At 47.1% G+C, this 12729-nt stretch carries 11 protein-coding genes; 9 read left to right on the top strand and 2 right to left on the bottom strand.

The genetic code is table 11. From position 1 onward, the window contains the following. Positions 1 to 16: 16 nt before the first annotated feature. Complete coding sequence (tkt, locus tag LSG34_RS14515; RefSeq protein WP_233009807.1) at positions 17 to 2014, bottom strand: transketolase; 1998 nt, start codon at positions 2012 to 2014, stop codon at positions 17 to 19. Between the two features lie 115 nt (positions 2015 to 2129). Continuing rightward, the gene (locus tag LSG34_RS14520; RefSeq protein ID WP_233009808.1) at positions 2130 to 2282 is read right to left on the bottom strand and encodes a hypothetical protein; all 153 of its coding nucleotides are present in this window, start codon (positions 2280 to 2282) and stop codon (positions 2130 to 2132) included. An 80-nt stretch (positions 2283 to 2362) separates the two neighbouring features. Between LSG34_RS14520 and metK the strand changes: the two genes are divergently transcribed. From metK to LSG34_RS14565, 9 genes are all read left to right on the top strand, one after another. Beyond that, entirely contained in the window at positions 2363 to 3520 is a 1158-nt protein-coding gene (metK, locus tag LSG34_RS14525; RefSeq protein ID WP_233009809.1) for a methionine adenosyltransferase, read from the top strand. Positions 3521 to 3736: 216 nt separating this feature from the next. After that, on the top strand, positions 3737 to 5296 hold the full coding sequence (locus LSG34_RS14530; RefSeq protein WP_233009810.1) for an AbgT family transporter: 1560 nt from the start codon (positions 3737 to 3739) through the stop codon (positions 5294 to 5296). Between the two features lie 117 nt (positions 5297 to 5413). Next, the gene (gene rsmE, locus LSG34_RS14535; protein ID WP_233009811.1) at positions 5414 to 6142 is read left to right on the top strand and encodes a 16S rRNA (uracil(1498)-N(3))-methyltransferase; all 729 of its coding nucleotides are present in this window, start codon (positions 5414 to 5416) and stop codon (positions 6140 to 6142) included. A gap of 23 nt (positions 6143 to 6165) precedes the next feature. Next, positions 6166 to 7116 (top strand): glutathione synthase, encoded by a 951-nt coding sequence (gshB, locus tag LSG34_RS14540; RefSeq protein WP_233009812.1) that lies wholly within the window; start codon positions 6166 to 6168, stop codon positions 7114 to 7116. 39 nt (positions 7117 to 7155) lie between these two features. Next, positions 7156 to 7713 (top strand): YqgE/AlgH family protein, encoded by a 558-nt coding sequence (locus tag LSG34_RS14545; protein WP_233009813.1) that lies wholly within the window; start codon positions 7156 to 7158, stop codon positions 7711 to 7713. Further along, complete coding sequence (ruvX, locus tag LSG34_RS14550; RefSeq protein WP_008897896.1) at positions 7713 to 8147, top strand: Holliday junction resolvase RuvX; 435 nt, start codon at positions 7713 to 7715, stop codon at positions 8145 to 8147. Before LSG34_RS14545 ends, ruvX begins: the two co-directional genes overlap by 1 nt. Continuing rightward, the gene (locus LSG34_RS14555) at positions 8137 to 8397 is read left to right on the top strand and encodes a DUF1653 domain-containing protein (protein ID WP_233009814.1); all 261 of its coding nucleotides are present in this window, start codon (positions 8137 to 8139) and stop codon (positions 8395 to 8397) included. Before ruvX ends, LSG34_RS14555 begins: the two co-directional genes overlap by 11 nt. 140 nt (positions 8398 to 8537) lie before the next feature. Beyond that, on the top strand, positions 8538 to 10346 hold the full coding sequence (locus tag LSG34_RS14560) for a PAS domain-containing sensor histidine kinase (RefSeq protein WP_233009815.1): 1809 nt from the start codon (positions 8538 to 8540) through the stop codon (positions 10344 to 10346). A 4-nt stretch (positions 10347 to 10350) separates the two neighbouring features. After that, positions 10351 to 12726, top strand: a complete 2376-nt coding sequence (locus LSG34_RS14565; protein WP_233009816.1) for a two-component system response regulator — start codon at positions 10351 to 10353, stop codon at positions 12724 to 12726. The last annotated feature ends 3 nt before the right edge of the window (positions 12727 to 12729 follow it).

The following is a 12729-nucleotide window of genomic DNA, read 5'->3' on the forward strand; positions in this document are numbered from 1 at the left end:
AAGGCCCCTTTTCATTTTACGCTAATAACTCGTTGGCAGCTGCAACCACAGCGGCCGTGGTAATACCAAAGTGTTCAAACAGCTGCTCAGCCGGCGCCGATTCACCAAAGCTGTCCATGCCAATGATTTTACCTGTCAGGCCAACATATTTGTACCAGCTGTCTTTAATACCTGCTTCCACAGCGACACGTTTAGTCACTGCTGAAGGCAATACAGATTCACGGTATGCCGCGCTTTGAGCTTCAAATACATCGGTTGAAGGCACAGAAACAACCCGAACTTTACGGCCCGCAGCAGTTAACTGATGATAAGCCTGCACTGCCAGCTCTACTTCAGAACCAGTAGCAATCAGAATAAGTTCAGGCGTGCCTACAGAATCTAACAACACATAACCGCCTTTACGAACATCAGCCAATTGCTGCGCTGTACGGGCTTGTTGCACCAGATTCTGGCGGGTGAAAATTAAAGTACTTGGGCCTTCAGTACGTTCAATTGCTGCCTGCCATGCCACAGCCGATTCCACTGCATCACAAGGACGCCAGTTCATCAGATTTGGGGTCACGCGCAGTGAAGCCAATTGCTCAACAGGCTGGTGAGTCGGGCCATCTTCACCCAAACCAATAGAATCGTGGGTGTAGACAAAAATAACCCGCTGTTTCATCAGCGCAGCCATACGCACCGCATTACGGGCATATTCCATAAACATCAGGAAAGTAGCACCGTACGGGATAAAACCACCGTGCAGAGCTATACCATTCATCATGGCTGACATACCAAACTCACGCACACCGTAATACAGGTAGTTGCCGCTGGCGTCTTCTGCTGTGACGCCTTTAGAGCCAGACCAAATCGTCAGGTTAGAACCTGCTAAATCGGCTGAACCACCTAATAACTCAGGCAATAAAGGACCAAAAGCGTTTAAGCTATTCTGAGAGGCTTTACGGGTTGCAATCGACTGTGGGTTGTCCTGCAAATGCTGAATATAAGCGGCAGATTTTTCCGCCCAATCAGCTGGCAAATCCCCCGCCATACGACGTTTAAATTCAGCAGCCAGTTCAGGGTAAGCTTTGGCATAAGCAGCGAAGCTGTCATTCCAGCTCTGCTGAGCAGATGCACCTTTGGTTTTGCCATCCCACTCTTTATAGATATCTTGTGGAATAACAAAAGGGGCGTGCTCCCAGCCTAAGTATTCACGAACTGCAGCAATTTCAGCATCACCTAAAGGGGCGCCGTGGCAGTCATGTGAACCGGATTTATTTGGAGAGCCGTAGCCAATAATGGTTTTGCAGCAAATTAATGTTGGTTTGTCAGTGACAGTACGGGCTTGTTCAATAGCAGCCTTAATAGCAGCCGCATCGTGACCATCGACACCAGCAATCACATGCCAGCCATAGGCTTCAAAACGTGCAGGCGTATTGTCGGTGAACCAGCCTTCAACATGACCATCAATAGAAATACCGTTGTCATCCCAAAATGCGACGAGCTTACCTAAACCTAAAGTACCGGCTAAAGAACAGGCTTCGTGCGATACGCCTTCCATTAAGCAGCCATCACCTAAAAAGGCATAGGTGTGGTGATCAACAATGGCATGGCCTGGTTTATTAAACTGAGCCGCTAAAGCTTTTTCAGCAATAGCCATACCGACAGCATTGGTAATACCCTGACCTAAAGGTCCAGTGGTGGTTTCGACACCTGGTGCATACCCATATTCAGGGTGACCAGGAGTTCTTGAATGCAATTGGCGGAATTGTTTTAAATCCTCAATGCCTAAATCGTAGCCAGAGAGATGTAACAGAGAATACAACAGCATAGAGCCGTGGCCATTGGACAACACAAAGCGGTCGCGGTTGGCCCAGCTTGGGTCTTGTGGATTGTGAATCAAATAATCGCGCCACAATACTTCAGCAATATCTGCCATGCCCATAGGGGCGCCCGGGTGACCTGATTTCGCTTTTTGCACTGCATCCATGCTCAGAGCACGAATGGCGTTAGCGAGTTGTTTACGAGATGGCATCTTCTCTCCTGCTTTATTAACTTTATATGACTTTGATCCAAGGGGTGGGGTTACCCGTATGCACTGCTCTTTTCTGTCTTTATTGGAGTGGCGGCTAAGCGGGTGAACGCTGTTTTTACATGGATACGGCAAAGCTGGGCTTATTTTCACAGAGCATCAGCCAAATCGCAAATTTTAATCCACACCAAAGCAAAGTTTTACCTGCTCTTGCCGATACATTTGCAAGCTTTAGCATTAAAGACGTCCGGGCGGCAGAAAGTTCTGGCATTGACCTGCTGCTTTCACTAAAATAGCCGCCCCAAATTACAGCGCCCAGGCGCGATAACAACCAACATGTGGAATACGTAAATGGCACAACACATTTTTACCTCTGAATCTGTCTCTGAAGGACATCCGGATAAAATCGCTGACCAGATCTCTGACGCGGTATTGGATGCCATTTTAGAACAAGATCCAAAAGCCCGTGTTGCTTGCGAAACCTTCGTAAAAACAGGCATGGTGTTAGTAGGTGGTGAAATCACTACCTCAGCCTGGGTCGACATCGAAGAGCTCACTCGCAGCACTATTCGTGACATTGGTTACGTGCATTCAGATATGGGTTTTGACGCCAATTCCTGCGCTGTGTTAAGCGCCATTGGTAAACAATCTCCTGACATCAATCAGGGTGTGGATAAGAAAAATGAAGATCCTAGTGAGCAAGGTGCAGGCGATCAGGGGTTAATGTTTGGTTATGCCAGCAATGAAACTGACGTGTTAATGCCGGCTCCTATTACGTACTCTCACCGCTTAGTGCAACAACAAGCCAAAGTGCGTAAGGATGGTACTTTGAGCTGGTTACGTCCTGATGCTAAATCCCAGCTGAGTTTTGTGTACGAAAACGGCAAACCAGTGGGCATAGATGCAGTGGTTTTATCCACTCAGCACTGTGACACCATTTCTACGGCTGACCTGCGTGAAGCTGTGATGGAACACATCATCAAACCAGTATTACCAGCAGAATGGCTGAGCAATAAAACCAAGTATTTCATTAACCCTACTGGCCGCTTTGTGATCGGTGGCCCTATGGGTGACTGTGGTTTAACTGGCCGTAAAATCATCGTAGACAGCTACGGTGGTATGGCGCGTCACGGTGGTGGTGCTTTCTCTGGTAAAGACCCTTCAAAAGTTGACCGCTCTGCAGCTTACGCCGCCCGTTATGTGGCAAAAAACATTGTCGCCGCTGGTTTAGCTGAACGTTGTGAAATTCAGGTGTCTTACGCTATCGGCGTTGCTGAACCTACTTCTATCAGCGTTGAGACTTTTGGCACCAGTAAATTAAGCGAAGATCAACTGATAGCTCTGATCCGCCGTCACTTCGATTTACGCCCTTATGGTCTGATCCAGATGTTGCAGTTAGAGCGTCCTATTTACCGCGCAACAGCAGCCTACGGTCACTTCGGTCGTAATGAATTCCCTTGGGAAAACACCGACAAAGCTGACATTCTGCGCTCTGAAGCAAAAATCTAAGCTTTTGTTTTGACAAACAGAACCTAATCAAAAAGGAGAGCATTGCTCTCCTTTTGTTATTCGCCGCCATCCTTGGCGCTCTCCCTAAGGGCCAGCTAAAGCTGTTAAAAATCGTTCCTGACGATTTTTTTAATTTACGGTTTTATCAAAGCAAGATAAGGTAAAACGGATAAAAGACAGTCACAGCAGATGACGCTAAAACAACACGGAGTATCCATGACGTCCAGTGCCGTAAAAACCTCCTGGCTCAATCGTAGCCTTAATGCCATAGAACGAATTGGTAATAAACTGCCAGACCCAGCCATCTTATTTGCTTTACTGATGTTTTTTGTCTGGGGTTTATCCTGGGCTTTATCTGGCGTTACATTCACCGATATAGATCCACGCACAGGCCAGCCTTTTCAGGTGAAAAACCTGTTAGAAGGGGCTGCTTTTGCTGATTTTATGGCGAAAATGGTCAGCACTTTTGTCAATTTCCCACCTTTAGGTGTAGTACTGGTCGCTATGTTAGGTTTAGGCGTGGCTGAGTACACAGGCTTTATTAATGCAGGCCTTCGCGGCATTTTAGCCGTCACGTCAAAACATTTACTGACTCCGGTATTAATTGCAGTAGGTATTTTAAGCCATGTCGCAGTTGATGCAGGTTATGTGCTGGTGATCCCATTAGGAGCTGTCATTTTTTATGCTGCGGGTCGTCACCCTCTTGCTGGTATAGCCGCAGCTTTTGCCGGTGTATCCGGAGGTTTTGCCGCCACTTTATTTGTACCCTCCAGCTTAGATCCCTTACTGGCAGGTTTAACTCAGGCCTCGGCCCGTTTATCAGCCGACCCTGCGGCCGCCAGTCTGGTGATTAATCCATTAAACAATTACTACTTCACTACAGCTTCAGTTGTATTAATCGTTATTGTTGGCTGGGTGCTGACCGATAAATTTGTTGAACCACGTCTGCAACAAACCAAAGTCGATGGTGACCCAGAGCAGTTACCTTCAATGGACCCGCTCAATGATCACGAACGCAAAGGCTTGCGTTATGCGCTGCTATCGATGCTGATTGCAGCAGCAGTGTTAGTGGCTGCAGTGTGGCCGGAAAACTCAGCCTGGCGTTCCAGTACTGGCGAACTGACAGCAGCCTCAGCGCCTTTGATGCAGTCGATAGTCGGACTTATTTTTGTATTTTTCCTGTTGCCAGGCATAGTCTATGGTTATGTTTCAGGTAAAGTTAAAACCCACAGAGACGTAGTGCAAGGCATGAGTAAGGCCATGAGTGGTATGGGCTACTACATTGTGATGGCATTTTTCTGTGCTCAGTTCATTTACGCTTTTGGTCAATCCAACTTAGGTGCTTTGCTGGCGATTAAAGGCGCTAACTTCCTGCAGCAAATGGCGTTTCCTATGGCGATCAACCTGGTAGGCCTGGTATTGCTCACCGCAGTAGTGAACCTGGTGATTGGTTCTGCGTCAGCTAAATGGGCTCTGATTGGTGCGGTGCTGGTTCCTATGCTGATGCAACTGGGTGTGTCGCCGGATTTAACACAGGCAGCTTATCGGGTTGGAGATTCGTCCACCAATATCATCACACCGCTGATGCCTTACTTTCCACTTATCGTAGTGTTTTGCCAGAAGTATGTGAAATCCACAGGTATTGGTACTTTAGTCGCACTAATGCTGCCGTATTCTGTCACTTTACTGATTTGCTGGACCAGCTTTTTAATTCTGTTCTGGACTATGGGATGGCCTTTAGGTATTGGCGCCAGTTACATCTACCCTGCCCCTTAATTGCTTTTCTATAAATGAAGTAAGCTTGTGACGCATAAGTTGCGTCACAAGCCATACCCAGCCCCGCTTTTGCCTGCTACCATAGGCACTTTCCAAAGTGCTTAAGAAGCTATCTTTATGCGTATTCCCAGAATTTATCAGCCTGGTGCTATTGCACTACAACAGGAATTTGCCCTGGCCGAAGACGGCGCCAATCATATAGGCCGGGTGTTGCGTATGCAGGCGGGTGACGAACTCTGTTTGTTTAACGGTGACGGCCAGAATTATCAGGCGCTAATCACTGCTGTTGAAAAAAAGCAGCTGTTGGTTAAAGCCGTCAGCTCAAGCGACAACCCGGTCGAATCGCCCCTCAAATTGCATTTAGGTCAGGGCATTTCCCGTGGTGACCGCATGGATTTTGTCATTCAAAAAGCGGTTGAACTGGGCGTCACTGAAATCACTCCGCTTTTTACTGAGCGTTGTGGTGTAAAACTGGATGCAGAGCGTCTGGCTAAACGCACAGAACAATGGCAAAAAATTGCGATAGCAGCTTGTGAACAGTCAGGGCGCAGTGTAGTGCCAGTTGTGCATACTGCTTTGCAGCTGCACAAATGGCTGGCACAAGAGACAAAAGATTTAAAGCTGACCTTGGATCCATGGACTTCAGACTCCATTAAGACCATAGCAGGCAGTCAGGCTATTCGTTTAGTGATAGGCCCTGAAGGTGGTTTTACCGACACAGAAGTGGCCCAAACCAAAGAAGCAGGTTTTATGGCCGTTCGTTTAGGCCCTCGGGTATTACGTACAGAAACGGCGGCCTTAACCGCCATCAGCGCATTACAGTTACAATTTGGTGATCTGGCCTGAAGCAGATCCAGACAGGAGTGAAGATGATTAAATTAGGCATAGTGATGGACCCAATCGCGGACATCAATATCAAAAAAGACTCCAGTTTTGCCATGTTATTGCAAGCTCAGTCCCGTGGTTATCAGCTGCATTACATGGAAATGAACGACCTGTATTTAATCGAAGGTCAGGCCCGTGCCCGCACCCGACTTTTATCTGTGCAGCAAAATGGCGAACACTGGTATGACTTTGGTGGTGCACAGGACATCGCTTTATCCGATTTAGACGTGATCTTAATGCGTAAAGATCCACCTTTTGACACTGAATTTCTCTACGCGACTTACATTTTAGAAAGAGCAGAAGATGAAGGCACGCTGATTGTAAATAAACCGCAAAGCCTGCGTGATGCCAACGAAAAACTCTACACAGCCTGGTTTGCTGAACATACACCAAAAACTCTGGTGACCCGCGATGCGGCTCGTTTAAAGGCCTTTTACCAGCAAGAACAGGATGTGATCTTAAAACCTCTGGATGGTATGGGCGGCGCTTCCATTTTCCGTTTAAAGCCGGACGATGCGAACGTCAGCGTCATTATTGAAACCCTGACAGAACATGGTAGTCGTTATGCCATGGCACAGCGTTTTATTCCTGAAATTAAAGATGGCGATAAACGAGTGCTGGTGGTGAACGGCGAACCTGTGCCTTATTGTTTAGCCCGTATTCCAGCCAGTGGTGAAACCCGTGGCAATTTAGCAGCAGGTGGCCGTGGTGAAGCTCGTCCTTTAACCGAAAGTGACTGGGCCATTGCCCGCGCTGTTGGTCCTACCCTTAAAGCTAAAGGTCTGATTTTTGTTGGCCTTGATATTATTGGTGACCGACTGACTGAAATTAATGTCACAAGCCCAACTTGTATCCGCGAAATTGAAGCAGCATTTCCTGTGAATATCACCGGCATGTTATTTGACCAGATTGAACTACTGTTAAAGCAGAGCTAGCGGTTAAAACCAAATCAAGCAGAGTCCTAAGGCGGTTATATGGACAATTTTCAGAATCATTTATTGATTGCTATGCCGGGTCTTGATGACCCGATGTTTAAACGTAGTGTCACTTATATTTGTGAGCACAATGCCGAAGGTGCTATGGGCATAGTGATTAACCATCCTATGCCGGTTAAAGTGACCGAACTTTTGAGCCAGTTGCAGATTGAACACGATATAGAAAGCCGGGCGGCGAAAGCTCATGTTTGTGCCGGTGGCCCTGTGCAAAGTGATCGTGGTTTTGTGTTGCATACGCCAAAAGAAGGCTACACCAGCAGTATGCGGCTGAATAACGAGCTGATGGTGACAACTTCACGCGATATTTTAGAAAAGCTCACGACAGAGGACGCGCCTGAAAAGTTTATTCTGGCCTTAGGTTATGCTGGCTGGAGTGCAGGCCAACTGGAAAAAGAAATGGCAGAAAACAGCTGGCTGATGATCCCGGCCGACAACAATATTATTTTTGAAATGAGCCATGCCGAAAAATGGCAAGGTGCCGCTCATGCGATGGGCATTGAAGTCTGGCAACTTAGCCCAGAAGCAGGTCACGCCTGATGAGTAGTAGCGTAACAGTTTTAGCTTTTGACTATGGTTTAAAAAGTATTGGTGTGGCTGTAGGTCAAAGTATGACAGGCACAGCCACTATGCTCAAAGCCTTAAAAGCTCAGGACGGTATTCCAAACTGGGATCAAATCGAAGCTTTAATCAAAGAATGGCAACCTAAGTTGCTGGTGGTGGGTTTGCCTTTGAATATGGACGGCACAGAGCAGCCTTTTACTGCCCGTGTGCATAAATTTGTCAATCGCCTGCACGGTCGTTATGGTCTGCAGGTAAAAACTCAGGATGAACGTTTAACTACTGTAGATGCCCGTTCACAGCTGTTTGCTGAAGGTGGTTTTAAAAAACTCAGCAAAGAATTGGTCGACAGCCTCTCTGCCAAACTGATCTTAGAAAGCTGGTTTGAAAACGGCGGCGCTTATGGCGATTAAAACCGGTTTCTACCGCCACTATAAAGGCCCTTTGTATCAGGTGCTGTCGCTGGTACGTCACAGCGAAACCGATGAAGAACTGGTGCTGTACAGAGCGTTATACGGTGACTTTGGCTTATGGGTGCGCCCACTGGAGATGTTTATCAGCAATGTCGAAGTCGCTGGTGAACTGGTGCCACGTTTTAGTTTTGTTTCAGAGCAAGCACCAGCAGATGCTGGCCCTTTACCTGACCAGTCGCCTTTATCCTGATAAATTCCGCCTTGCCGTTTGTAGAAACTCTTCCATAGCAGCTTAGCCCCACTAGTGGGGCTTTTTTGTTTTTCTTTGCAGCCTTGATAAAACAAGCACTTGTGTCTAAGTTGAAAACATGGAATTCAAGGCGAACAGACATGGAATCAAGTTTTGAACTAAAAGCTCTGGCGCTGGATGCGCTTAGTCACACCCTGCCGACTGGTATTGCTGTGTTAGACAAATCCTTTCGTTATATCAGCATCAACTCTATTTTGGCCGAATTTAACGGTGTTGCGATAGAGCAGCATTTAGGTCGTACAGTGGCTGAAGTATTACCAGCTATGGCCGAAACCATTATGCCGATGCTGGAGCAAGTACGGGATACCGGCAAAGCTTTACTCAACTTTAGCGTGATCGGAGATGGCACCAATAACTCAGGTCACTCGCAATGGTCTGGTTCCTATATTCCACTCTTTAATGCGGAACAACAGCTTTGTGGTATAGCTGTGGTTGCCTTGAACAACACCATGGATTGGTTTGTGCAACAAACCCGTAAAGATGATTTAGACCGCCTGCGGAAAATTCTCGACAATATGTTTACCTTTGTTGGTATTTTGTCGCCGGACGGTACCTTGCTGGACTCCAACAGCCCGCCATTAATGCTGGCTGGTTTAACACTGGATCAGGTCCGTCATAAAAAATTCTGGGACTGCTTCTGGTGGCAACACGATACTGAATCGGCTAAGCGGATAGAAAAAGCAGTGCAAGACGCCAGAGCCGGTATCATCAGCCGTTTTGATATCACAGCGCAAATGAAAGACGACATCGTCATCATCGATTTTATGCTGGCCCCGGTTTATGACGACAATCAGCAACTGAGCTTTCTGGTACCTTCAGGCATCGAAATTACCAGCAGAAAACGCAGTGAACAGGAATTGCAGGATAGCGAAACCCGGTTTCGCCGCGTGTTTGACAGTACAGCGGATGGACTTGTCTCTATTGATTCCCAGGGTCTTATTACGCTGGCCAATACCAGAGCCTTACAAATGTTCGGCTATGAAGCAGGTCAGCTGACAGGGCTACCTATAGAAACTTTGTTACCGGAGCGCTACCAGCAGCACCATCCTCAATTACGTCAGGGCTTTATGCTCGCCCCGACGACCAGACCCATGGGGCAGCACAGAGAGCTGTATGCAAAACGCAAAGACAACTCAGAGTTTCCGGTAGAAATTGGTTTAACTTATCTTGAAGGTGATAAAAAAGCTGCTGTACTGGCGACCATCACTGATGTATCAGCCGCTAAAGAAGCGCAGCAAAACCTGCAAGGCATCATTGATGAAAAAACAGCCTTGCTCGCTGAACGCACTTTATTACTCAACGAAGTTCACCACAGAGTGAAAAACAATCTGCAGATTGTGTCCAGCCTACTCAGTTTACGATCGCGCGGCGCAACACCTGAACTAAAACAAGTATTGCTGGAGAGCCAGCTGCGGGTTCGCACCATGGCACTGACTCACCAGTTACTTTACGAAAAACGTGATTTCTCTTCAGTACCTCTGGCCAATTATTTACGGCAACTTTGCCAGTTAGTCAGGCAAACCCTGACTAACGCCGACTTTATCAGCTTCGATTTTGCAGAAATGGACGAACAGATAGTACTGGCGCTTGAACAAGCCATTCCCTGCGGATTATTAGCCACTGAAATACTGACCAACAGCATTAAACATGCCTTTCCAGATCATCAAAAAGGTAAGGTCACACTGGCCTTAACACAAAGCGAACACAGAATAACACTGGAAATAGGCGATAACGGCATAGGCTTGCCTGAAAGTATTGAATTAGGTCAGGGCAACTCTTTGGGCATGCAATTGATACCGGCCTTTATTTCGCAGTTAGGCGCTCAGATAGAACTAAGCAGGCATCAGGGCACCCTCTATTCCATTCATTTTTCATCAACCAGGGAATAAGGTTATGCAGAGTAATATTCTGATTGTTGAAGACGAGTATGTCGTTTCTCTGGACTTAAAAAGTACACTGGAAGACTTAGGCCACAAAGTGACTGGCACAGTAGCGCGGGGTGAGGATGTGGTAGCAAAAGCTATGGAGTACCCGCCCGATTTGGTGCTGATGGATATTCAGCTGGCAGACAAAATGCGTGGCACTGAAGCCGCTGAACAGTTAAAAAAACAAATGGATGTGCCGGTTATTTTTCTAACCGCTTTCTGTGATGAAAATGTGTTGGAGCAGGCCGAAAAGTCTTTTCCACACGGTTATCTGATCAAACCTTTTGACCGTCGTGAGCTGGAGGCAAGCATTCGCATGGCGCTGATCAGACACCAGGCCGAATTGAAAGTCCGTCGCTCAGAACAACGACTGCAACTGACATTGAACGCGGCAAAAATGAGTCACTGGCAACTGGATTTATCCACAGACCAACTGGAAATAGACGGTAACTTTTACGACCAGCAACAGGCCTATGCCTCCCAATCAGGAGGTCTTTCACAGTTAAAAGCCATGCTTGCAAGCGATGAACATCAACGTTTGTCGCGGCTTTTTGCACGCAAACGGGATTTTAATGCGGTCTTTATGTCAGCTCAGAACAAGCCGCCACGCTACATAGAATTGTTTGGGCATTTTCAGACCTCGCAGAATCAACACCTGATCAGCGGAATACTGCGCGATGTCACCCATAAGCAAAAAGAAGAACTGCAGTTACGTCAGGCCAGTACTGTTTTTAAAACCACATCAGAAGCCATTTTAGTCCTGGACGAAGCAGGTAAAGTGCTGTCGGTAAACCCGGCTTTTAGTCTGGTGACAGGCTACAGTGAAGCTGAAGTACAAGGTCTGCAGCCGGATGATTTTTTATACCCGCAACAACTGGCATCTCCTGTTTCTATCCGATTGCAGGAATTAAGTTCCAGTCACTGGAGCGGAGAAGTGGAGTGTAAGCGCAAAGACGGCTCACATTTTCCGACCTGGCAGCACCTGTGTAAAGTACGTTCACCCATGACCAAAGGAACTATCAGCCATTATGTAGTGATGTTCTCTGACATCTCTGCGCTTAGGCGTGCTGAAGAAAATCTGGCCACACTCGCATTTAGCGATCATTTAACCGGGCTTGGCAATCGCGTCAAGCTTGAGAAAATGTTGAAAACAGAACTGGTCAGGGCCGACAGAAATCAAAGCATGTTAGGTATTTTATATTTGGATCTGGATGGTTTTAAGCTGGTGAACGATACCTTAGGTCACCACGCTGGTGATTTATTACTACAAGAAGTCGCCAAACGCATTTGCAAACTCACCCGCGCCGGGGATGTGGCCACTCGTGTCGGTGGTGATGAGTTTGTACTGGTGGTGCCCGATATTCATCATCCATCCGACTGCCTGCGTATCGCTGAAAAAATATTGCATACCTTAGCTCAGGATATTTCATTGCAGGACAATATAGTGAATGTCTCTGCCAGCATAGGTATTGCCTGCTATCCGGACGACGCGACCAGTTACGAAGAACTGCTGAAATGTGCTGATTTAGCCATGTTTGCAGCCAAAGACGATGGCAGGAACAGATTCACATTTTTTAACCCTTTGATGGCAGAAAAAACCAGACAAAGGGTGCAGATTGAAAAAGATCTGAAAACAGCCCTGTATAAAACCGGCGAACTATTAATGTATTACCAGCCGATAGTACGGATCCGGGATGAAGAGCTAAGAGGTTTTGAAGCGCTGATCCGCTGGACTCATCCCACTATGGGTTTTATTCCACCGGATCGTTTTATTAAAGTGGCTGAACAAAGTAGTCTGATTAACGAAGTAGGCGACTGGGTGCTGCAGCAGGTGTTTAAAGATATCGCAGGGCTGATCCAGCGTTATGGTACAGATATCACTGTTTCTATCAATCTGTCGGTGCGGCAATTAGAAGATCAACTGCTGGCTGAGAAAATCAGGCTGCTGGCAATCCGGTTCAACGTCTCTTTGTCTTTGATTTATTTTGAAATTACAGAAACAGCCCTGAGTCAAAGCCAAAGCTTGTTGAGCACGCTGGAACAGCTGCGCAGTCTGGGTGCCCGTATCTCGGTAGACGACTTTGGCACAGGTTATTCGTCCTTAAGCCGTTTGCGCGAACTGCCCATTGATTGCTTAAAAATAGACAGAGCTTTTATTGTCAGTCTGGAACAGGATCGCAGCAGCGCGGAGATAGTCCGCGCCATCTGCGCTTTAGGCAAAGCCTTACAACTGACCATTATCGCAGAAGGGGTGGAAACTACTGCGCAATATCAGATCTTAAAAGACATAGGTTGTGATAAAGCTCAGGGCTACTTATTTGGCAGGCCAGGACCGCTGAGTTGAAAT

This window comes from Rheinheimera faecalis, from assembly GCF_021290965.1.
Lineage (GTDB): Bacteria > Pseudomonadota > Gammaproteobacteria > Enterobacterales > Alteromonadaceae > Pararheinheimera > Pararheinheimera faecalis.